The following is a 23510-nucleotide window of genomic DNA, read 5'->3' as shown; positions in this document are numbered from 1 at the left end:
ATATTGCATTGGCAATCAATTCGTTATAAAGTTTTATTCTTTTTACGACAGTCCCTAAATTAAATTGATACATATAATTAATAAACTCGATTACTTAATAGTTGACATAGCGTTTACCCGGCATCCAATCCGCACTGAAAACTCAAATATCCGTTTATAACACTATATCCACATTCACATCATCCCAATCATCAACGTCCACATCAAATCCCGCACCGTCACTTCCCGGCTCGAATGGTACCTCATAATCAAAATTCAACACCAGATGCACATCACCGACATGCCCCGCTACCGGGACATCATGCACTTGGTCGCTCACGTCCTGTTCCAATACAGACATGCTGCCGGAACGGTTCTTGAGATACAGCCGGAAAACATTGGGCTCTCCTTCAAGTGCGGAATGTCCAAACGTATAGAATCCGCCTATAATCTGATTCCGTGAAACCATTCCATCAAAGAGCAGGCTCTCCGAAAGACCGGCGGGCAAACTGTCGCCGGACATGTTAAGCGAGCCGGACATGCCGGAAAGAGCGGCCCGCAAATCCGCCACCCTATCCAGTCCCCGAAGACCGTTCACCTCATACGTGTAGTGACATACCATGTTTACGGGAGTTAGCCGTACTATCTCCGCGCTTCCTCCCGGAATGTCCTTGAGGATAACTCCGTCTATATGGTCGCCACACAGCCAGGGTGGGGTGACAGCCATTGTCCGGTTATCCGGTGACCGAACATCACGCGTATCGGCAGTAAAAAGCGTGTAACTGCCGTTTCCTTTCCAAACCATCCCGTCGGTATCGTAGTTGAAGCAAATTACCCGGTAATCATTCTCGGGGAGCTCCACTTCCCCCCCCTCTCCTCCGGGGAAATCAAATATCCACGTGTTGCTTTCATCATCGGTCGGATAAAATACGACCCTCATGCCTTCAGGCTTGTCATGATTGGAAATCTTGGTCCAGTCGAATATTACCCGCACCGTGGCAAAGTGCGGATGATCGTAACATAAATCCTTATGCTCACAAGCCGTCAGTCCTATCCATAAAAATATGAACACCAGACTAAAGCGTATCCGTATCACTGCCTGCCTCCTTTCTTCCGGCTATAATTCCCCCGCCCGATCAACCACACCAAAGAGATACCCGCCTTGGTCGGGCCGAACCAGCGGCGGTTTTTAGTGGTCTGCCATACATAGTGACCGTCCAAAGGGATGTACTCCTTGTACGATCCTCCAAGGTAGCCGATTCCCAACGTGAAATCCACATTGAACCGATGTCCCACAGGTAACGAGTAGCCGTAAGCCACGCCTCCCCCGTAACTCCATTTATCCCCCAAGTAACCTTTCCCACCCAATTCGAAATCATAGGTGACGATCTGCCCGTACAATCCGACATGATGCCCGGAAAACGGTTTTTCCACCGCTCTCCGACCGAACCAGCGGCGCAACTCCACATCTCCCCCATAGATACGCCAATAATTATGCTTCCGATCACTTTTCCACCAGGCATACATCCAATTCCCGGCCACAGACCAGTTCTTCCCCAAACAGAACTCAACCCCGATGTCAGGTATCAAAACAGCGTCATAAAGCAAGTTTGTTTTCACCGCCATGCAAAACGGCCGTTTCTTTACCGGAGCTATGACGGTAACGGTATCACGGATGCACAACGTATCACGTGTATGTATATATACCGTATCTCTGACGGGATTTATCGGATCACTATCATAGCATATTTTCACCATCGACGAACGAAGTTTCGGAAAATGGAATTTATACAAATATGAGTATGGCCTCCCCCCTTTCAGTCTTTTCAGTTCTCCCCCCCAATAAGGGCTGTCCTGGTTTTCCAAACGTACGATCTTCTCCAACAAACGAAGGACATCCTCCCTCTCCGGAACATTCACATCCGCTCTCACCATCGTTATAAGTCCGTTCCAGTCACTTCCCGAAAAATGAAAATCCTTCTCCAATACCGGAATCTTTATATAAGGTGATATATACCGCCACAAAACCTCTGCTCGTTTTTCAGACAGCCTTCCATTCAACAGCCCCCCTCCTTCCGGGGAAGCTCCTCCTATTATTTGAATTTTCCTGATAAGACGGACGGAGTCGTTCAATGCGGAACAGATTTTAGCAAACCGCTCCATCTCGTTCCCATTGTCAAGTAAACATGTATCTATATTTACCTTTCCTTGATGAAAATAGATCCTTACCGAATCACGCTTCTCCTGAGCGGATATTTCTCCGCTTATACTCAACACGAGCACGAACAATACACATTTAATATAAAAAAAACATCTTTTCGTCATTTAATCATTTGTTAATATGACAATCCAAACCCAGGCTTTTACACCCCCTGAATTTCAACCGCCAAAGATATGCACTTATAAACCAACCTCCAAAGCAAAAAACAAGTATTTTAAACTTATAAATACTTAAAAAGACAACCACACAACAGCTACAACACTTACCACAGCAGCCAATCACGCTTACACAACAATTAAAAACACTTAACATCATAAAGAAAAGTACTTAAACATACAAAAAAAAAAAAAACAGTTATTTTTGCAGGAAACATTATACTTAATAACACTTAAAACAATAAAACACATGAAAACCAGCACAAAAGCCGCTACTTTTCTAAGTTCAATAAAAACTCAAACTTACGACAAAAAAGAAAGCGAAATGATAATAACGTATCAACAAAAACGTGTCTTTCATCTATCCCTGCTCATGCTGGCCTTATGCGCACCCATATACATATATTCAGTTCCATTTCCCAATGAACAGTTTTATTATATTAACAGCGTATTATTCCTGTTTATCATTATGTGCACTCTCGCTTATTTTAAAAAGAGAGTAAATCTGACCACGACCTTTTCCATTATACTGATAGCCATACATATCGAGATTTTTATCGAAATAATTTATTGCTCAATATGTAGCGGATATGAATATAGTTATCAAAGAGCATTGATAATGAGTAACATTAGTATCTCTCTCTTATTTACCATGCTTTCCATCTGTGCCTATATGAGTAATATCTCCATCCTATTGTCCTCCCTTACCATAGCTTCCTATACAATCTGCACACTTATCACCGACGAACCGTTCCTATACAGTTATCTGCCTTTGATCATCATCATATACACCATGATCCCCTTATTAGGAAGATCCTTACACAGTAATATCAGCAGCTTGCTAAAAAGTAGCAACTTGCTAAAAGAGGAAGAGGAAATGCTTTTGAAACGTCTCCAAATGAAAAAGGAAGAACTATTCGCGTTCGCCGAGTTGTTAAGCGAGAATAACCCGGAAGAAAAGACAAGCTCCCTGTTAAGCATAATAGGGGAACAATCCAAAGAAAATCTTTTTACAGCCCTTGCCGCATACCAGAAAAAGGAAAAAAGTAAACTTGATACAATCAGGAGAATATATCCCAATTTATCCCCGTCCGAATTAAACATCTGCCGTTTAATACTGCAAGACAAGACCGTCAGCCAAATATGCGAATTATTACATCGGAGTAGCGGAAACATAACCAGCCAACGAGCGAACATACGTGCCAAACTCGGACTGAAAAAAAGCGACAATTTAAAAGAAGCATTACAAGAACGCATGAGGCTGTATGAAGAAGAACACCGGCAAGAGGACTTTTCAGCCATGCGTTAGGGATTGCAGAGTAAAGCCCACAGCCTTTAGGCGAGGACTTGCAACGGAAAGCCTGACCGTCCCACAGGAACGCCCAAAAGAAAAAGAATCCCCCGAACATTCATCCGGGGGACATCCAAGCCGTCACATCAATTATAATACAGATTCAGATCATCCGTGCCAATCTCCTTTCCGTCCCGGAAAACAAGGCGTAAATCAATCCTCTCTCTGTTTTCATTGCCACAAAGATAGACATACCGGCCAACATACGCATCATACTTATCAATCAGTTCTAACGGTATGACCGGCATGGGAAAAGGATACACCTATATTGCATATAGCGGAAAATTTGTAAGATTACCCTGTACTTTATAAGGCAACATAGAAAATCTCTCCGCATGCAATTCCGGTCTTTTTCCCAGTAATGCTGTCAACGAATTGGCCCGGACATTCCCTTCGGCCTTCACTTCTATCGGCACCATTTGGGCATTACGTTGAATAACAAAATCCAACTCAAGACGCGAATTGTCTGTGTTATGGTAATAAATCGGTGACACGCCCTTACTTTTCATCTGCTGCAATACATACTGTTCAGTCATTCCTCCCTTGTATTCCTTAAATATGTCGTTTTTAATCAAGACTTGGGCCGGATCTGTCTTGACCATAGCACCCATAAGCCCCAAATCAACCATATAGAGTTTGAAAGCCGACAGGTCTTCATAAATATCAAGCGGAAGCTCCGGTTTGGTACATCGAGGCACTTTATACAACAACCCGGCATTTACAAGCCATTGAATGGCCATCTCAAAATCATTGGCTCTGGCACCTTTTCGCAAAGCTCCGTAAATGAATTTCTTGTTTTCTTTAAATAATTGGGAAGGAATGCTGTTCCATACCATTCGGACACGCGGAACCTGTTCTTTGGGCGCATGTTTTGAGAAGTCAAGATCATAGCCTTGCAAAATCTCCGACTGTATTCTTCTGACTTCCAGCAAGGAATCCGTTTCTACATATTTGAGTACAACTTCCGGCATACCACCTACATAATAATATTGCCGAAGGAGATCCGTATATTTGTCATGCAGGAGGCTTATCGTTTCAAAATCCCCACTCATAAGCAATTTACAAGCTTCTTCTTCTCCCTTGGCGACAAGAAACTCTTCAAAGTTCATAGGAAATATATTGATGACATTTACCTTCCCTACGGGATAAGACACATCCTGATGAAGGGATATCCCCAAAAGTGAACCTGCCACAGCTATATGATACTCCGGAACCTCCTCTTTAAAATACTTCAAAGATTCCAGTGCTTCCGGGATATCTTGTATCTCATCAAGGATAATAAGCGTATCACCCGGAGTAATGTCAACGGAAGTCATCGCACGCAGCCCCCGTAAAATTCTGTCAACATTGAAATCCTGAGAAAAAAGCTGGCGTGCAAGGTTATTCTTACGGCATACCACATAAGCCTCTTTTTTGTATTCAAGTTTGGCAAACTCATGGAGCAGCCATGTTTTCCCAACTTGTCGGGCACCATTTAAAATCAGAGGTTTTCTATCCTCACGGTTTTTCCATTCTATAAGTTGTTGCAAAACAAATCTTTTCATCTACAAACAGCATTTTTATACATGTAAAAACAGCGTATAATACATTTATCCGCACTTATTTAAAGCACAAATATACTAAAATAAACAGATAATAGAAGCAATCTTATACATTTTTCCGCACTTTAATCAACTCCAATGGAAAGCAGTAGCCAATTTAGGATTGCCTTCTCCACGCTCGATGGCCACCAGCGTATTGATGCCCACGCCCGCCAGTTCGGAGAAGTTCCAGCTGATTGACCTTCAAACTCTTCCTGCACTCTTTAATCATCTTTCCTAGCTCTTTCATATTCACAACACATTGTGATTTTAGTCAGTTTTCATCCTAGTTCAAAGAAAAAAACAGCCGATAAAGCAACTATAATCATTGTATTCATATAGATTAACATCATATATTCAAGTTAATCTATATATTTACATGGATTATTTGTATATTTGCAAAAAAGGAACAACCATGTGGAATGAAATGAGCAATCCAGCTGTGCTGATGAGAATCGGCCAGCGCATCAAAGAGACACGTATCAGGCAGCATATCACGCAGGAAGAACTGGCAACGGCTTCCGGTGTAAGCCCCTTGACCGTTGCGAACATCGAGAAGGGCAAATCGGTATCGCTGCTGTTGTTCATCAGCGTACTCCGCTCGCTCGGCCTGCTGGAGAACCTGGAGCAACTGGTACCGGAAATCCGGGTCAGCCCGATAGAGCTCAAAAAACTGCAAGGAAAGAAACGCTACCGTGTACGCCATTTAAAACAAGATAACCATGAATGATTTGATAGTAGATGTAAAGCTATGGGGAGAAAGCGTAGGCTCTCTCTATTGGGAAAAGGAAAGCAATGCCGCCTTGTTCGACTATGAACGGAAGTTCATCCGCTCCGGTCTTGACATTTCTCCCATCATCATGCCCATCAGCCAGTACAGGAACACCCCCTACCGGTTCCTTGAAAACCGTACCGACTGTTTCAAGGGGTTGCCCGGCCTGTTTGCCGATTCACTGCCGGACACTTTCGGAAACCAGATCATCAATGAATGGTTTGCCAGCAAGGGATTGTCCGGAGAAGAGATTACCCCTTTAGACAGGCTTTGCTATGTAGGCAAACGTGGCATGGGCGCACTGGAGTTTGAGCCGTCCTCGCCAATCAACGGCATGAACGAATCATCAGTGCTCCATATCGAGGAACTGACTGAGCTTGCCAAATCCGTATTCACGGACAGAATGGCTTTTCAGGTCCAACTGCGCCAGGAAGGAAGAAACATTCTGGATATACTGAAAGTGGGAACATCTGCCGGAGGTGCCAAGCCCAAGGCCATCATCGCCTACAACGATATTACCGGAGAGGTACGCTCCGGACAGGTAAAAGCTCCTGAAGGATTCGGGTATTGGCTGTTGAAATTTGATGGCGGCAAATACAGCGAACACACGCAGATAACGGACAATCCACAAGGAATAGGAAATATCGAATATGCCTATCACCGGATGGCAAAAGCCTGCGGTATCGATATGATGGAATGCCGGTTACTTCAGGAAAAAGAGTCATATCACTTTATGACACGACGTTTTGACCGTATGGAAGACGGAGAGAAGATCCATGTACAGACATTGGCCGGGCTTGCCCACTATGACCGTGACCAACGCCATTCATACGAAGAGATATTCCGTATCATGCGGCAGATGAACCTCCCTTATCCAGAGCAGGAGGAACTATACCGAAGAATGGTGTTCAACGTCATGAGCCGGAACCATGACGACCATAGCAAGAACTTATCTTTCCTGATGGATAGACAAGGGAAGTGGAAACTGGCCCCAGCATACGACCTCTGCTACTCATACACACCGGGCGGCAAATGGACGAACCGCCACCAGCTGTCACTCAACGGCAAACAAGACAATTTCACGATGGAAGATCTGCAAAAGGTAGGTGAGAACATGGGTATCCGGAAACACAAACAGATTATCGAAGAGATACAGGAAACCGTATCGCATTGGCATGAGACTGCCAAGGATTGCGGGGTCAAGCCGGAACACGCCGATTTTATCGGAGAAAACCTGCTCTTGTTCGGCAAGCAACTGCATACGATCCATATGCCGGACATTGCCAACGAACAAGAGCAGGCTTTCATGAAGGCTATGCGAAATGATGACTTCAATACCATTCTGAAACTGAAGATGAGAGGATATCAGCCATCGGAGAACACACTGAAAAGCCTCCAGCCGGATGTATCCGCCACCACCTTCATCGCTGCCGCCAAAATCTTCCAAATGGAAGGGATGCTAAAAAGCCTTCAGGACATAAAACCCGCGCAAAGCCCGATTACAGGCGGCAATAAACGTAGCATGGAATTGGGGGATTAGCACACAAACTACATCGCGCACAATTCAATATAACAGTAAATATATTAATTGTTATATATCATATTTTGATTTAACAATTAATATATTTACCTTTGTAAAATGACAACGAATCACATCACCCAAGCCATGGCCAATCCGGAAATCATAGTGGAACTGGGCAGACGATTTAAGGAATACAGGCTAACCTATAGGCTCACCCAAAAAGAGGCTGCCGAGAAAGCCGGTGTCAGCCTTATCACCTTACGCCAGTTTGAGAACGGGAAGGCCTATAACATCAATATGGGCAACTTTCTTGCCCTGTTACGAGTAGTGGACTGTCTGGAACAGATGGATGATCTGATGCCGGAAATACCTGTTTCAGCCTATACAATGGAACGAATAATGAATAAAAAGCCGAAAAGGATAAGACATGGAAAATAATGTTGTGAGTGTTATGTTATGGGGAGAAGAAGTCGGAAAGCTCTATTGGGACGAAAGAAACAAAAGAGCCGTCTTCAACTATCATCCGGATTTCATCAAGAAAGGAGTGGAAATCGCCCCACTGACCGCTTCTGTCAAAGGACCGGCGGCAAAGGGTATGCCCATACTCGGAAACAAAGAAAAGACTTATCAAGGTCTCCCACCGTTTTTGGCAGATTCATTGCCTGATCGGTGGGGTAACATGGTCTTCGACCAATGGGCGGCACAAAACCATATCCCCAAGCGCAAACTCACACCGGTAGATAAACTGTCTTTCATCGGGAAACGGGGAATGGGAGCCTTTGAGTTCATCCCGGCCACTCCTGGATTGGAATCCTCTTCCACTCTCCAGATAGAGAGTTTATACCAACTGGCACGCCGTATCTTTGAGGAACGGGAGGAAATATCCGTGCAAGATGACGAAGCACTGCAACTGCAAAGTATCTATGAGATAGGTACATCAGCCGGAGGGCAGCACCCGAAAGCCATCATCGCCATCAATGAAACGACACATGATATACGTTCCGGCCAAGTCCCTTTACCGGAGGGCTATACCTACTACATATTGAAGTTTGCAGAAGGGGACGATTTTCCGTTCACGCAAATGGAAATGGTATATTATGAGATGGCAAAGGAAGCCGGGATTACGATGATGCCTTCCCGACTCATTCAAATTGAGGGAAAACATCACTTCCTGACGGAGCGTTACGATAGGATAAACGGAGAGAAGATACATACACAGACACTTGCTGCCATGAATCCGGATGCAACGAGCTATGAGGATTTGTTTGAAGTCTGCCGAAAACTGAACATCCCGGCAAGCGAACAGTCCGAACTCTACCGTAGGACGGTATTCAATATCATGGGCGGCAATGTGGATGACCACATCAAGAATTTCTCTTTCCTGATGGAAAGAAACGGCACATGGCACATCACCCCAGCCTACGACATGACATTCACCACCAATTTGGACGGTGCGGCATACGAAAACGCACACTCCATGAGCATTGCAGGAAAAGATAACGACATCACGGAAGATGACCTGATGCAATTTGCCAAACAGAACGGAATAAAGAATGCGAAAAGGATAATCGAAGAAGTCAGCCTTGCCATCAGCCATTTTTACGATTATGCCACCAATCATCAAATCGATGACTATTGGAAAGACCGCATCGAAGAGCATCTTTCCGGTTTGGTATCTCCGATCATAGGGAAAACCATGAAACACTACCTGCCCACCATTGTCGAACCCTACGAGACAGAGGATGGCTTTTTGGTATCAGAAATCAACATCATCGAAAACACCCGGCATGATTTCCGTATCGAGGCCTTCATAAACGGAAAGCGACAGAAATACATTGCCGGGCGTAAAAGCGATTTGGCTGCTGAAGTCATTGCCAAAGGCAGAAACAAGATGCCCGTTGAGAACAAGAAAGAACTTGTGGAACGGTTGTTACTGCCTTTAGCTAGAAGATAAAAACAGACGAATAGCGACACTATTACATTAATAAAAAGTCTGTTCTTGTTCGGCAAGCAACTGCATACGATCCAAATCCGGACATTGCCAACGAACAAGAGGAGGCTTTCATGAAGGCTATGCGAAATGATGACTTCAATACCATTCTGGAACTGAAGATGAGAGGATATCAGCCATCGGAGAACACACTGAAAAGCCTCCAGCCGGATATATCCTCCACCACCTTCATCGCTGCTGTCAAAATCTTCCAAATGGAAGGGGTACTAAAAAGCCTTCAGGACATAAAGTCTGCGCAAAGCCCGATTACAAGCGGTAATAAACGTAACATGGAGCAAACAAATTTACTATTCAATTTTCAGTTTTTTTCTATTTCTATACTACTGTACGCCATAAAATAACGAAGAAACTTATTCCTATATCAATTCATAATCAATAACATACAATTCACCAAGAATATTAGGGAATGCTACAGTATCATATATCACCTGCCCTACTCCATTAAAATTACCCGGAGATATTACAGATGCTACAACACCATGATAAGCTGTGGGAGAAAAAGAAAGATCTGCTAATCCATTTATCCCAATAACATTTTTCTGTACACCAGCATTATTAACATTACAAAAAATTGCATAATGAATAGTTTGATGTAAATTTACAGCAGCATTAGGAAGATGCACAAAATATAATATATCTCCATTATTACATTTAGCTAAATCATGATAGGTATTTATTTTTTGTATCATACTTTCTAAAGAAGCTCCAAAAGGATTAACTGAAATTCTTTTTCCTGTTGCCTGTTCTATAATTCCTCTAACTAAATTAGCACACCCTCCACCATTTGTAGGTAAATTAACATTCAAATTCTGAGTATTAGTAATAAATTGTGTAATCAATTGTCTATCATTTATACTTATAGCCATATATTATAACTCATGTTCTCCTACTCTCTCAAAGGCTTTTCGGAACCTGCCTATAAAAACTGTCTCTGTAAGCTTACCCCACAAATCTACCCTATAATCCCCAAACCGCTATCATCCCTTTTCTGAATGCCATGGAATTTTTTCCGAATACATAAGTTAGAAGATGAAAAAAGATTGTATTCAAAGTTTTTGGTTCTTTTTTGAAAAAAGAACCGCTGGCCAAAAATCCAACGGTTACTTTACTTTCGGAAAAATATGCAATGAAGTTTATAGGCCGAATGAGGAACGCAGCTTCTTCATGGCATTCTCCACATCAAAGAAAGACACATCCATAAGATCTTCTCCCCATGCTTCCGGAAAGTCAAGAATGGAACGTCCGTTATTAAGAACCGCATCACGGATGGCTTTCATCACATTCTGCCGAGTCGGTTCCAGCTTGAAGAAAAGGCAATGCCTGACTGCCATTGTAAGGGTATCATCATCTATAAAGAAACGGATGGTGACGGTCATGTGTACCTGCGTCCGTTTCTCCAGTTTCTTCTTTTTAGTTTCCAGTTTGGCCAACCGGGAAACATAGAATGAAGGGATATGTTTCCCGGATTCAACGCAAGTCTTCATCGCTTCATGTATTTCAGCGATGCCGTCACGTATATCCGTCAAGTCGGTGCAGTTGGATGCAACCGTATAAGCCGATAACTTTTTCATCTCAAAAGCCGTTTTTATATGGCAAAAGCCCTGTTTGTGAAACTTATAATATATGAATCTCCTTATCACCTACCTTCTCGTCCGATACGACCAATACCTCGTACTTCATCCTCTTGTAATTATAGACTACGGCAAGCGTATTAAAGCCACCGTTATCATACCGCCTGTCATAAACGGTATGTACATACTCATACATCGCATTCCCCATCATGAACTTTACGGAAACATCCGTAAAGTAAAATGCCACCGCATAAGCCAGCGTTTTCTTTTTATCAACCTTTTTTGTTTTCATAACCATTTGTCCTTTATTGTTTTCTGATAAAATATTCAATGGCCGAATGAACCAATATATAATGTGTGGGTGTCTGCCTGCACTGTTCCGCATAAGGATTATAGAACTGGAGAGCCAGCGCATGGTATAATTCCGGCAATTCCCGCTTGATTCTCGCCGTAAGCAGCCGATAGGAGCATTTTCTACCGTACTTCATCAGCTCACGCCATTTGTCCTGTGTTATTTCCGTGCAATTCGTCTCGTAAACCATAACTTCCGTTTTTAAGTTCAATATTCCGGTTGGAAAGCGGAAAGGGGTTGTTCCCTCTCCGTTTATTCTCTAATCAATTCAGGCAAGCTTTTACCGTTATACCGGTTTTCAGTCCTTTATCCAGCTGCACGGTCAACCCACGAACATTCACCTCTTGAATTTGAGAAAGAAGCACATAACCCCATTCCCATTCTTGAATATGGCAATAACCGAAAAAAAGCCAGTCACCGTCTTCCTGCTGTTCGGCTTCCGTTACCAACCATACCACCGAAGAAAAAGGAAGGAAAAACCTTGCGATGACTTCCGCATTAAGCCCCTGCCCCTCTTTTGAGTACAAAGGGTTGGCTTCAAACACATTCTTTAGTTGTTCCGTCACTGTAATCATATGTCACATTTTTAAAGGGTTAAACTTCTAATTTTATGCTTCAGCTAGATTTAAAGACCTTTTTTTAAAACCCCTTTCCGGGATGACCTTTTCTTTCTGCCGACTTTTTTTTTGAGCTTTCATGCCCCATCTGAGTTTATAAGCCTTTTTTTTACGGCACACAACAAGAAGGAAGGAGGGATTGAGAAAAGTTTTGGACGACAAAAAATGTTGGGGACAGCGAAGCCGTCCGGCGTTATTTTTTTCGGTACAAAGGGCGAAGACCGGAACTCTTTCGTATCCATCCACCGAAATAAATTTGCCGTTCAAAAACAAAGGCTCTCAGACGGGGCTATGAAAAAACGTACATTAGGGGAGGCAGAAAACAAGGAAAAGGGCAGTACGGAAATAAAAGAAGAATAAAATCCAACATTATTCACATTGATATATAATAGCCAAGTATTTCGCCATATCAATATAAATCCAACTATAATCAAAATCAAACAGTTATCTAATTTATTGGTTATTAAACATATAATACGCCAAAACATTTATTTTGGAGAATATAATATTAATTAAACAAAAAAATGGCATCATTAAAAATAAAGTATCGACATTCCTCTATAGAAGGAAAAGCGGGAACATTGTTCTATCAAGTAATTCATAATCGTGTAGCAAGGCAGATAAATTCAGGATACAAGATTTATCCTGACGAGTGGGATATTTTCAATTCCCAAATAATCATACCAGCAAAGACAGGAGAAAACCGGCATCGGTATTTGGTTTCTTTAAAAAAATGTATTGAGGAAGACACCTCACGTCTAAAAGATATTATGATAAGATTTGAGAATCTTGGATACAAATATACGGCAGACGAAATCATTGAATATTATTCCGCTCCTCCTGTGAACGAGTACTTTGTGTCATTTTGTGAGAATCTCATTGAAGAATTGAGACAAATAGGTAAAATACGCACCACAGAAACTTATACCACTACGCTCAATAGCTTCAAGCGATTCATGAATTTCAGAAAGAAAGGCAGAGACATCCCTTTCGACAATATAGACTCCAACCTGATGATGGAATATGAACAATATCTAAAATCTAATGACATTTGTCCGAACAGTACTTCCTATTACATGAGAAACCTCAGAGCCATGTATAATCGTGCCGTAGAAAAAGAATTGGTTATACAGCGATATCCGTTTAAACATGTATATACGGGCATAGATAAAACTGTAAAACGGGCAGTTCCGGCCAAAATTATCCGACAGATACGCGATATGGATTTAAGTCACGACTCCTCTTTGGAATATGCAAGAGACCTATTTATGTTCAGTTTTTATACCCGAGGGATGTCATTTATAGACATGGCTTATCTAAAGAAAAGTAATTTGCAAAACGGTTTTTTATCATATCGCAGAAAAAAGACCAACCAACAGCTAGTAATCAAATGGGAAAAGCCCATGCAAGAAATCATAGATAAATACGATACCATAGGTTCTTCTTATCTATTGCCGATCATTCTCGACGCAAAAACGGATGAACGGAAACAATACAAGAATGCAGCCCAGCTGGTGAATTCAAAACTAAAGAAATTGGGAAAACAAATCGGCCTTCCTATTCCGCTGACGAGTTATGTGGCACGTCACGCCTGGGCTTCTATCGCCAGAAGCAAAAACATTCCGTTGGCTACCATCAGCGAAGCTATGGGACATGATTCAGAAAGCACTACACGGATTTATCTTGCATCGTTAGACACCTCCGTAGTGGATAAAGCGAACAGTATTATTTTAAATACACTTTAATTCACATTATAAAACAGTTTACGCCATAGGTTTCAGCATACGTGCCCAATCGGCCCGCTGTTATTCTATGGCAATTATTATTTTTATTTATCTGACAAAAAATAAGTTGGAATTATGTTATACAAATTGAAGTTTTCTTTCTGAGAGAAAGATTTGTAAATGCAAAAGTACAAAAGATAACACAAAAAACACTAAAAATCAGAAGAAAAATATTAGTCATACCATAAAAAATAAGAGGTATGATTAGAAAAAACTGATTATTTGTTGAGCAAATTGATTATACCAATCTTATAAATATTTGATATACATCAAAATACCAATCACCCCATTTCTCTCAGAAAGAGAAACACCGAAAATAGGAGAAATTTCCTATACGAATGCCATAGGAATATAATGAACAAGTATATACCCTATACTTTCAGTTGTATGACAAGATGGATTCAGAAAGGAAAAAGCCCCGTGAAAGTACAAAATTCTTGCTTGAAAAAGATTGAATAAATGACGGTTTTCTCCATAAGAGAAATGTTTTGAATATGCAAAAATACATAAATTATTGAACATAATAGCATAAAACAAAGAAAAACCTTAATAGCCACCTCGTTAAATGTCGTGGTTACATAACAAATGTTGAGTAAACTAGATTGTATTTACAGCGAATAATCCCTGTAAATCAATTATATATGTTAAATATTTATGTCCTCTATTTCTCTTATGGAGAAAAATAGGAATGCGGCAAGATAAAAGACGGCATGAATGGTTGATATGACAGCCAAAAAAGACATAAATTACTATAATACAGACCAATACATAAGTTGGGATGAACTATGGGTATATCTTGACCTGCCGTAATAACTAAAAAACACACGACGAATGAGTACTCCCATAACCACAAGGGAAGATCTAACTAGAATCCAATGGTTCGCCATGAGCGCTTATAAAAACGAGAAAAAGGCGGAAGAGATGCTCAAAGGCAAGGATGGTCTAGAGTATTTCATACCGAAACACTATGCCGTAAGGGTCTATCACGGAGTGAAATCCAAAAGGCTTGTACCAGTCATCCCGAATCTCGTCTTCGTGCATGCTTCCCGAAAACAGATCACGGATTTCAAAAAAAAATATAATTTCTTACAATTCATGATGTGGGAGAAAAGCACGGGACTGAAATATATCGTGGTGCCGGATAAGCAAATGGAGAGCTTTATCAAGATTGCCTCGCAGTATGAAGAAAACACTATTTATTATAAACCGGAAGAGATTGACATACGGAAAGGTACCCACATATGTATTTACGGTGGCAAGTTCAATGGAGTAAAGGGCGTATTCATGCGGGTGAAAGGAAAACGTCGCCGCCGGGTGGTTGTGATGCTTGAAGGGATTATGGGTATATCGGTAGAAGTTCATCCCGATTTGATTGAAGTCATCAATGATTCCGATTGTGACAAATTTTGAGAGATGACACAAAAAGGAGATGATGAAGTTCCCCTTCCTCGTGGCCTTACACAAATAAAATAATATTTGAATATATGTATTTTTGGATTGTAAATTGTTCACTGGCATTTTTGCTTTGTGTTCTCTGTGCGGGTATCGTCATTCCCCAGATTCTGCTAATCGCTTTCCGTAAGAAATTGTTCGACTTTCCCGATGAGCGGAAGGTACATCATTGTGCGGTGCCCCGATTGGGTGGTATCGCATTCAAGCCGGTAGTGTTTTTCACCATAGCCCTGTTGCTAGGAATCAATATGGTGCTGGGACATTCGGAGATATTGTCCGAAATCGGGAACGACGTGTGCTCTTTGGCTTTTGCTTTCTGCTCCATCATGGTACTATATCTGGTTGGCATGGCCGATGACCTGATCGGTATCCGTTATCGTGCCAAGTTTGTCATCCAGATTCTGTGCGGCGTGATGCTTATTGCCGGTGGGGTATATATCAACAACCTATACGGTGTTCTGGGCATCCATGCGGTGCCGTTATGGTTAGGATATCCCCTGACCATCCTGATCGTGGTCTTCATCATCAATGCCATCAACCTGATTGACGGCATTGACGGGCTGGCTTCCGGGCTATGCAGTATCGCCTGCCTATTTTATGGACTGACTTTCTTTATGCTCCATCAGTATGTTTATGCCATGCTGGCGTTTGCCACATTGGGAGTGTTGGTACCATTCTTCTATTACAATGTTTTCGGGAACGCCAAACACGGAAGGAAGATCTTCATGGGCGACACAGGCAGTTTGACCATCGGCATGATGCTCTGTTTCCTCAGTCTCAAACTGACCATGTGCGGACTAGACGATAATACAGGAAATGTACATCCGATGGTGCTGGCCTTCTCACCCTTGCTGGTTCCATGCTGTGACGTGGTCAGGGTTTACCTGCATCGGGTACGCAACGGAAAGAACCCGTTCCTGCCGGACAAGAACCATATCCACCATAAGCTGCTTGCTCTCGGAATAAAGCAGCGCAATACCATGATCATCATTGTTTCCGTGTCAACTATATTCATACTGCTCAATATTCTTCTGTCCCTTTATCTCAATGTGAACTGGATCGTTTTGGGTGATATATTGATATGGACTCTCGCCAACATCAGGCTGACAAAATCTATCGCACAACTTCAATCGGAACAGAAAACCAACAAATAAAAATCAATAAATATGAAAATCAGATACATTTTATCCTTATTAACCGTGGCCTTTCTATTGGGATCATGTGCCACACCGAAAGTCGCTTATTTCACGGACCTGAAACGGGGTACCGCAGAGCAAGTCTTGAACCCGCTGGAAATCCGGATACGTCCAGAAGACAAGATTTCCATACAGGTCAACAGCAAAGACCCCTTATTAATGAACCTTTTCAACCTTCCGATCATATCCCGACAGATTGGTACGACATCAGGTACATCCAATAGTCAGGGAATATCAGGATATACAATAAATAAGGATGGGGATATTGATTTTCCTGTGCTGGGACATATCCATGTGGCAGGAATGACACGCGCGGAGATCGCCTCGTATATAAAAGAGGAATTGGTTTCAAAGAATCTCGTGAAAGACCCCGTTGTTACAGTGGAGTTTATGAACCTGACCGTTTCAGTGTTGGGCGAGGTTGCCACCCCCGGACGTTTCAATATCGAAAAGGACAAGCTGACACTTTTGGAGGCCTTAAGCATGGCCGGGGACCTTACCGTCTATGGGAAACGGGAAAACGTGCTGGTACAACGGGAGGAAAACGGGAAAAAAACCCTGTATCAGGTCAACCTGAATTCGGGATATGACCTTTATGCCTCTCCTGTGTATTATTTGCAGCAGAACGATATCGTTTATGTGGAACCCAACTCAATGAAAGCACGGCAGGCGACCGTCAACGGCAATAACGTCCGCTCAGCCTCTTTCTGGATGTCATTGGCCTCGTTGCTGACGACCATTACCGTGTTGATTGTAAAATAATATAGAATCAGATATGATGACCGTAAATCAAAAGAATATAAAACCGGGGCAGCAGGATGATTTCCTGCGAATACAGGACCTGTTATACCTGTGCCTCGCAAGATGGAAGTGGTTCGTCTTGTCTTTAGCGGTAACGATCGGTGCCGCTACTGCCTATCTGTTACGCACTCCTGCCGTATATACACGTACCGCTTCGGTATTGATCAAAGAGGATTCCAAAGGCAAGTCGGTCTCCTCGGATTTGGAATCCTTCTCGGAGTTCGGGCTGTTTCAATCCGGTACAAATGTGAATAACGAACTCATCACCTTTCGATCACCGTCTTTAATGACCGAAGTGGTTAAACGGTTGCGTCTGGATATGAATTACTTCGTTCGGGGAAAATTCCACCGTCAGGTAGCCTATGGACTGACATTACCGGTGGATGTAACGATAAATGACTTGCCTGAGAATGAATCAGCCGGTTTTACGTTGGAAATACAGCCGGACGGTACGTTATACCTATCCGACTTTATACGTAACGGGACAGATCTTGAAGAAAAGGACGTAAAGGGAAGCTTGCTCGACTCCATCACTACGCCATTGGGAAAAATCATTATCCATACAACACCCAATTACGTGAAAGGCGAGGCATATACATTATATGTAGGCAAATCCAGTCTGTATAACGCCGTCAACTCCTGCTCGTCCAATCTGTCCGTTTCATTGAACAGCGAGAAAGCGTCAGTCATAGACTTGTCATTCAAGGATAACTCCACACAGCGGGCAGAAGATGTATTGAGCATGTTGATTTCCGTTTATAACGAGAATTGGGTGAAGGACAAAAACCAGATCGCTGTCAGCACCTCAATGTTCATCAACGAGCGTCTGGGCGTAATCGAACGGGAACTGGGAAATGTGGACGAGGATATCTCCTCTTACAAGTCAGAACATCTGTTGCCCGACGTGCAGGCGGCATCGAGTATGTATATGGCTCAAAGCAGTGCGGCCAACGCGCAGATCCTGTCCCTGAACAACCAGCTTTATATGACCCGTTACATCCGGAACTATTTAGCCAACGATGCCAACCGTACCCAACTGCTTCCGGCCAACTCCGGCATTGAAAGCGCCAATATTGAATCGCAGATTGCCGAATACAACAAGCAACTGTTGCAGCGCAACAGTCTGGTTGCGAACAGCAGCACGGAAAATCCGCTGGTCGTGGATATGGATCAGGCTCTGGCATCCATGCGTGGGGCGATAATCAGATCTATCGACAATCAGATAGTGACCTTGAATTCGCAGATAAAAAGTTTGCGGCAGACGGAGCAACAGACGACATCACGTATAGCGGCCAACCCAACACAGGCCAAGTACCTGCTTTCGGTGGAGCGCCAACAGAAGGTAAAGGAAGCTCTTTACCTATTCCTGTTGCAAAAGCGTGAAGAGAACGAACTCTCACAGGCGTTCACGGCTTATAATACCCACATTGTTACCCCGCCACACGGCAGCATGTTGCCGACATCCCCTGTGCATAAAAATATCTTTATGGTCGCATTCGCTCTGGGGCTGCTCATTCCGATAGTCATTATCTTCATGCGCGAGAATATGAATACCCGTGTACGGGGAAGGAAAGACCTGGAAAACCTGACTATACCGTTCATCGGTGAAATTCCGCTGTTCACAAGAAAGAAAAAAGGGATATTAGGAAAGAAACCGCAGGAAGTCAAGGCCGTTATCGTCAAGGAGGGCAACCGTGACATCATCAACGAGGCATTCCGCGTATTGCGTACCAACCTGGAATTTATGACCGGCAAGGACAAGACTTCGAATGTCATCATCATGACCTCATTCAATCCGGGCAGCGGCAAATCGTTTCTGACCATGAACATCGCCGTGAGCCTTGCCATCAAAGGAAAAAAAGTGCTGGTAATCGACGGAGACCTGCGCCACGCCTCTGCATCATCCTATATCGACTCTCCTGACAAGGGATTGAGCGACTATCTGGGAGGTCGTATCGATAATCTGGATGAGATCATCGTACCCGATCCGAAACATAAATCTATGGATATACTACCCGTGGGAACGATTCCTCCTAACCCAACGGAATTATTGTTCGACGAGCGGTTAAAGCAGACAATCGATACTGTAAGGGAGCAATATGACTATGTGCTGATCGACTGTCCGCCCGTTGAACTGGTGGCCGACACGCAAATTATTGAGAAACTGGCCGACCGTACCGTTTTCGTAGTTCGTGCAGGATTACTTGAACGGAGTATGCTTGCTGAATTGGAGAAAATCTACGAGGAGAAAAAATACAAGAACATGTCCCTGATCTTGAACGGGACCGAGGGAAGTGGCGGTCGCTATGGATACCGTTATGGCTATCGATATGGTTATCACTACGGTTACGGCTCAGGATACCACTAAGGTTCCGACGGAAAACAGGGTGGGGATAAATGGATGATTATTAATTAAAAAAAATAAAATGTTTTATATAAAAATACTCGTATCATTGTGTGGCCATTCAGGAAACGTATATCGCTGAAAGATAGCGGTATATTCAAGAATTTTACCGACTGTCACTCGCACATTCTGCCGGGTGTGGACGACGGTGTGCAGACGATGGAAGAAGCATTGGAAATACTGCGCCTGTATGAAGAGTTGGGCATAAAATCCGTATGGCTTACACCGCATATCATGGAAGATATGCCCAACACCACACTGCACCTCCGGGAGCGTTACGCTGAACTTCAAGCCACCTATAGCGGTCCGATAAAACTGCATCTGGCCTCAGAGAACATGCTTGACAACCTCTTCGAGGAACGGTTGGAAAAGAACGATCTGCTGCCCTTGGGTGAAAGCGGTGACCATCTACTGGTGGAAACCTCCTACTTTAACCCTCCGATGGGATTGAACAACATTCTGCTCCGCATCAAGGCTAAAGGCTATTATCCCATTCTTGCCCATCCGGAACGGTATGTTTATATGGGTGAGTCGGATTATCAACAATTAAAAGACATGGGAGTGAAGTTTCAGTTCAATCTTCCGTCAATAGCGGGTATGTATGGCAACCGGATTAAGAAAAAAGCCATGCTGCTATTAAAAGAAAAGGCTATTACTCATATAGGAACGGACATTCACAATTACAATATATTTCAAAAGTTCATTTGTACGAGTATTACAAAAAATATACAAAACTGTTTAATTGATAGTCAGACTGTTATAGTTTAAATAGATTATAATTATCGGTTATTAAGACCTGTAGATTCTGTTTAACTTTTTCTCTCTAGGTGGATTTGCATAAAATACATACAAAAAAATCCAACAGGCTGGAATTCAATGGAAATTGTAACAATCGACTTGGAGCAGATACACACAATCTCTCTTTTATCCAAACCAGTCTTAAAATAAATCATTACACCCCTATCAAGCAATAGGCTTGCAACTTCAACATAAAACAACAATCCATATGTCATTAACAAAAGTTTTAGTTACTGGTGGAGCGGGATTCATCGGCTCCAATTTATGTGAGTATTTATTGGCTCACGACTATGATGTAATCTGTTTGGATAATTTTTCCACAGGTAAACCTGAAAACATTTTTCCATTTCTACAACGATATCCGAATAAGTTTAAACTTATCGTAGGAGATATACGGAATCTGAACGATTGTAAGAAAGCTGTAGAAAATGTAGATTACGTTATGCATGAAGGAGCATTAGGCTCAGTTCCACGTTCTATCAAAGATCCTATAACTACAAATGAAACTAATATATCGGGATTCTTAAATATGCTGACAGCCGCTCGCGATGCCAATGTAAAGCGTTTTATATATGCAGCAAGTTCTTCTACATATGGAGACAGTCAGTCTCTTCCCAAAGTAGAAGATGTGATTGGTAAACCGCTTTCGCCTTATGCCATAACAAAGTATGTAAACGAGCTTTACGCCGATGTGTTTGCCAAAACCTATGGAATGGAATGTATCGGCTTACGATATTTCAATGTTTTCGGTCGTCGTCAAGATCCATTCGGGGCATATGCTGCGGTGATTCCTTTGTTCGTTAAGAAATTCATGGCTCATGAGAGTCCTGTCATTAACGGAGATGGTGAATATAGCCGCGATTTTACTTATATAGACAATGTGATTCAAATGAACATGCTGGCTATGACCACGACAAATCCGAATGCAACCAACCAAGTATACAATACTGCTTTCGGAGAACGCACCACATTAAACCAGTTGGTCGGTTACTTGAAAGAATTTTTGAGTGAATTTGACCCCGAAATTGCCAACGTGAAAATAATTCATGGTCCCAACCGCTTGGGGGATATTCCCCATTCCTTGGCATGTATTGATAAAGCAAAATCCCTTTTAGGTTACAATCCTCAATACAGTATGCGTGACGGTTTGAAAGAGGCTGTCAAATGGTATTGGAAGAATATTTAAAGTAATAATAACAGATGAAATTATGAATGAAACTAAAATTTGCGTAATTGGTCTTGGTTACGTAGGGCTCCCTTTGGCTCGTCTTTTCTCGACAAAGTATAAAACGATAGGTTTTGACATGAACCAAGCTCGTGTGACTGCTTTGATGGCAGGTCATGATGCGACACTCGAAGTGTCAGATGAACTACTCCAATCTGCCCTTGCCAATGGTTTTAAGTGTACTGCCAATATAGAGGAAATCCGTGATTACAATTTTTATGTAGTTGCCGTTCCCACTCCGGTAGACAAAAACAACAATCCGGATTTGACTCCGCTTTACGGTGCCAGCACAACTGTTGGTAAGGTAATCTCCAAAGGGGATATTGTGGTGTATGAATCTACTGTTTATCCAGGTGTTACAGAAGACGAATGTATCCCGGTTGTGGAAAAAGTGTCCGGATTGAAATTTAATGAAGATTTCTTTGCTGGCTATAGCCCTGAACGTATAAATCCGGGAGATAAACTTCATACAGTAGAAAAAATCAAAAAGGTTACTTCCGGTTCTACGCCTGAAATAGGTAAGAAAGTAAATGAGGTATATGCTTCTGTAATTACCGCCGGTACACATCTCGCTCCTACGATGAAAGTAGCGGAAGCAGCCAAAGTAATAGAAAACTCACAGCGTGATATCAATATCGCATTTGTGAATGAGCTATCCAAGATATTTACTAAAATGGGCATTGATACACAGGATGTACTGGAAGCAGCTTCTACCAAATGGAATTTCCTGCCATTTAAGCCTGGGCTGGTTGGAGGCCATTGCATTGGAGTTGATCCGTATTATTTGGCTCAATGTGCACAACGTCACGGTTATAATCCTGAGATAATCTTAGCCGGTCGCCGAATGAACGACGGTATGGGGGAATATGTGGCCAACCAAGTTGCGAAATTGATGCTGAAGAAAGGAATACAGGTGCTCAACTCTCATATCCTCATATTAGGGTTTACTTTTAAAGAAAACTGTCCTGATGTGCGGAACACAAAGGTTATAGATATTTACAATGCTTTGCGAGAGTATAACGTACATATCACCGTATATGATCCTTGGGCCAATCCTGATATAGTTATGCGAGAATATGGAATCTCGGTAACGAACCAACATCCTTTGGATAAGAAATTCGATGCGGCAATTATAGCTGTAGCACACGAACAGTTTATAGGCTTTGATGTAAAAACGTTACTAAATGCTCAACACGTCATATTCGATGTTAAAGCTATCTTTGAAAAAAACGTTGTAGATGGTAGACTCTAATCGGATTGTCTCCTTTGACATATTGAAAGGGGGAGGAATTTTATTGGTCATCCTTGGTCATATACAAATCCCTTACATGTTGAAAACCGTTATTTACAGTTTTCACATGCCCTTTTTTTTTTGTGTCAGGCTGTTTCTTTCGTCCAATCAGTTTGAGAGAGTTTTTTGCAAAAAAGACCAGACAATTACTGATTCCTTGGGCCTTTTTTGCCTTTTTGTTGTTCGCATATTTGTTCGTTTTGAAACTTAACGAAACTCATAATTGGGCAAAAGCGATCTCGCTCCCTGTAACGAGTATGTTTGATGGTTTTCTCGGTGATGAAAACTCTTTTATTTTATTTCATGTAATTTGGTTTTTAATTTGTTTGTTCGAGGTTTCATTCGTTTATTTATTGATACATAAAATCACCCCTACAATAAAGCATTAACAATCAGCGCATTATGTATATTATTATATGGAGTAGGAT

At 42.3% G+C, this 23510-nt stretch carries 23 protein-coding genes and 1 pseudogene; 15 read left to right on the top strand and 9 right to left on the bottom strand.

Annotation, left to right across the window (positions count from 1 at the left end):
• Positions 1 to 154 precede the first annotated feature (154 nt).
• Positions 155 to 1075, bottom strand: coding sequence for a DUF5119 domain-containing protein (locus tag DWY55_RS18910; RefSeq protein WP_007564613.1), 921 nt, complete (start codon positions 1073 to 1075; stop codon positions 155 to 157).
• A complete protein-coding gene (locus tag DWY55_RS18905; RefSeq protein WP_007564611.1) occupies positions 1072 to 2304 on the bottom strand; it encodes a DUF3575 domain-containing protein in 1233 nt (410 codons plus the stop codon). The genes DWY55_RS18910 and DWY55_RS18905 overlap by 4 nt, the downstream gene beginning before the upstream one ends.
• 301 nt (positions 2305 to 2605) lie before the next feature.
• On the opposite strand from DWY55_RS18905, the gene DWY55_RS18900 reads away from it, so the two are divergent.
• A complete protein-coding gene (locus DWY55_RS18900; RefSeq protein ID WP_120178245.1) occupies positions 2606 to 3664 on the top strand; it encodes a LuxR C-terminal-related transcriptional regulator in 1059 nt (352 codons plus the stop codon).
• Positions 3665 to 3969: 305 nt separating this feature from the next.
• Here the strand turns inward: DWY55_RS18900 and DWY55_RS18895 are convergent, their stop codons facing one another.
• Both DWY55_RS18895 and DWY55_RS22420 read right to left on the bottom strand, forming a co-directional pair.
• The gene (locus DWY55_RS18895) at positions 3970 to 5250 is read right to left on the bottom strand and encodes an ATP-binding protein (RefSeq protein ID WP_005868811.1); all 1281 of its coding nucleotides are present in this window, start codon (positions 5248 to 5250) and stop codon (positions 3970 to 3972) included.
• A 126-nt stretch (positions 5251 to 5376) separates the two neighbouring features.
• Positions 5377 to 5536 (bottom strand): annotated as a pseudogene (locus tag DWY55_RS22420) (helix-turn-helix domain-containing protein).
• Between the two features lie 129 nt (positions 5537 to 5665).
• Between DWY55_RS22420 and DWY55_RS18885 the strand changes: the two are divergent.
• The 5 genes from DWY55_RS18885 (at position 5666) to DWY55_RS18865 (ending at position 9932) form a co-directional block, all read left to right on the top strand.
• Positions 5666 to 6016 carry a helix-turn-helix transcriptional regulator gene (locus DWY55_RS18885; protein WP_005868812.1) on the top strand — a complete coding sequence of 117 codons (351 nt, stop codon included), beginning with the start codon at positions 5666 to 5668 and terminating at the stop codon, positions 6014 to 6016.
• On the top strand, positions 6009 to 7598 hold the full coding sequence (locus DWY55_RS18880; RefSeq protein WP_005868813.1) for a type II toxin-antitoxin system HipA family toxin: 1590 nt from the start codon (positions 6009 to 6011) through the stop codon (positions 7596 to 7598). Before DWY55_RS18885 ends, DWY55_RS18880 begins: the two co-directional genes overlap by 8 nt.
• 99 nt (positions 7599 to 7697) lie before the next feature.
• A complete protein-coding gene (locus DWY55_RS18875) occupies positions 7698 to 8018 on the top strand; it encodes a helix-turn-helix domain-containing protein (RefSeq protein WP_005868815.1) in 321 nt (106 codons plus the stop codon).
• Entirely contained in the window at positions 8008 to 9534 is a 1527-nt protein-coding gene (locus DWY55_RS18870; RefSeq protein ID WP_005868817.1) for a type II toxin-antitoxin system HipA family toxin, read from the top strand. Before DWY55_RS18875 ends, DWY55_RS18870 begins: the two co-directional genes overlap by 11 nt.
• A gap of 110 nt (positions 9535 to 9644) precedes the next feature.
• Positions 9645 to 9932 (top strand): hypothetical protein, encoded by a 288-nt coding sequence (locus tag DWY55_RS18865; protein WP_007569214.1) that lies wholly within the window; start codon positions 9645 to 9647, stop codon positions 9930 to 9932.
• 15 nt (positions 9933 to 9947) lie between these two features.
• On the opposite strand, the gene DWY55_RS18860 is transcribed toward DWY55_RS18865, so the two are convergent.
• The 5 genes from DWY55_RS18860 to DWY55_RS18840 all read right to left on the bottom strand — a co-directional run bounded on the left by DWY55_RS18860 (position 9948) and on the right by DWY55_RS18840 (position 12089).
• Positions 9948 to 10457: a hypothetical protein gene (locus DWY55_RS18860; RefSeq protein ID WP_007569216.1), complete on the bottom strand. Its 510-nt coding sequence runs from the start codon at positions 10455 to 10457 to the stop codon at positions 9948 to 9950.
• Between the two features lie 267 nt (positions 10458 to 10724).
• Positions 10725 to 11162, bottom strand: coding sequence for a hypothetical protein (locus tag DWY55_RS18855; protein WP_005868821.1), 438 nt, complete (start codon positions 11160 to 11162; stop codon positions 10725 to 10727).
• Positions 11163 to 11205: 43 nt separating this feature from the next.
• Complete coding sequence (locus tag DWY55_RS18850) at positions 11206 to 11454, bottom strand: hypothetical protein (RefSeq protein ID WP_005868823.1); 249 nt, start codon at positions 11452 to 11454, stop codon at positions 11206 to 11208.
• A gap of 13 nt (positions 11455 to 11467) precedes the next feature.
• Complete coding sequence (locus DWY55_RS18845) at positions 11468 to 11704, bottom strand: hypothetical protein (protein WP_005868824.1); 237 nt, start codon at positions 11702 to 11704, stop codon at positions 11468 to 11470.
• 73 nt (positions 11705 to 11777) lie between these two features.
• Positions 11778 to 12089 (bottom strand): DUF2958 domain-containing protein, encoded by a 312-nt coding sequence (locus tag DWY55_RS18840; RefSeq protein ID WP_005868826.1) that lies wholly within the window; start codon positions 12087 to 12089, stop codon positions 11778 to 11780.
• 566 nt (positions 12090 to 12655) lie between these two features.
• Here DWY55_RS18840 and DWY55_RS18830 point away from each other — a divergent pair.
• From DWY55_RS18830 to DWY55_RS22600, 9 genes are all read left to right on the top strand, one after another.
• Complete coding sequence (locus DWY55_RS18830) at positions 12656 to 13876, top strand: tyrosine-type recombinase/integrase (protein WP_005868829.1); 1221 nt, start codon at positions 12656 to 12658, stop codon at positions 13874 to 13876.
• Between the two features lie 870 nt (positions 13877 to 14746).
• Complete coding sequence (locus DWY55_RS18825) at positions 14747 to 15325, top strand: UpxY family transcription antiterminator (RefSeq protein ID WP_005868833.1); 579 nt, start codon at positions 14747 to 14749, stop codon at positions 15323 to 15325.
• A gap of 74 nt (positions 15326 to 15399) precedes the next feature.
• Positions 15400 to 16521 carry an MraY family glycosyltransferase gene (locus DWY55_RS18820; protein ID WP_005868835.1) on the top strand — a complete coding sequence of 374 codons (1122 nt, stop codon included), beginning with the start codon at positions 15400 to 15402 and terminating at the stop codon, positions 16519 to 16521.
• Positions 16522 to 16533: 12 nt separating this feature from the next.
• Positions 16534 to 17325 (top strand): polysaccharide biosynthesis/export family protein, encoded by a 792-nt coding sequence (locus DWY55_RS18815; protein ID WP_005868837.1) that lies wholly within the window; start codon positions 16534 to 16536, stop codon positions 17323 to 17325.
• A 16-nt stretch (positions 17326 to 17341) separates the two neighbouring features.
• Positions 17342 to 19732, top strand: coding sequence for a GumC family protein (locus DWY55_RS18810; protein ID WP_120178246.1), 2391 nt, complete (start codon positions 17342 to 17344; stop codon positions 19730 to 19732).
• 87 nt (positions 19733 to 19819) lie between these two features.
• The gene (locus tag DWY55_RS18805; protein WP_005868841.1) at positions 19820 to 20536 is read left to right on the top strand and encodes a tyrosine-protein phosphatase; all 717 of its coding nucleotides are present in this window, start codon (positions 19820 to 19822) and stop codon (positions 20534 to 20536) included.
• Positions 20537 to 20774: 238 nt separating this feature from the next.
• Complete coding sequence (locus DWY55_RS18795; RefSeq protein WP_005868843.1) at positions 20775 to 21752, top strand: SDR family oxidoreductase; 978 nt, start codon at positions 20775 to 20777, stop codon at positions 21750 to 21752.
• 22 nt (positions 21753 to 21774) lie between these two features.
• The gene (locus DWY55_RS18790) at positions 21775 to 23043 is read left to right on the top strand and encodes a nucleotide sugar dehydrogenase (RefSeq protein ID WP_005868845.1); all 1269 of its coding nucleotides are present in this window, start codon (positions 21775 to 21777) and stop codon (positions 23041 to 23043) included.
• A gap of 122 nt (positions 23044 to 23165) precedes the next feature.
• Positions 23166 to 23471 carry an acyltransferase family protein gene (locus tag DWY55_RS22600; RefSeq protein WP_233519614.1) on the top strand — a complete coding sequence of 102 codons (306 nt, stop codon included), beginning with the start codon at positions 23166 to 23168 and terminating at the stop codon, positions 23469 to 23471.
• Positions 23472 to 23510: the final 39 nt, after the last annotated feature.

The organism is Bacteroides sp. AF25-38AC, assembly GCF_003602995.1.
In the GTDB taxonomy this organism is placed as follows: domain Bacteria; phylum Bacteroidota; class Bacteroidia; order Bacteroidales; family Bacteroidaceae; genus Bacteroides; species Bacteroides uniformis.
This window is presented reverse-complemented; position numbering and strand designations above follow the sequence as displayed.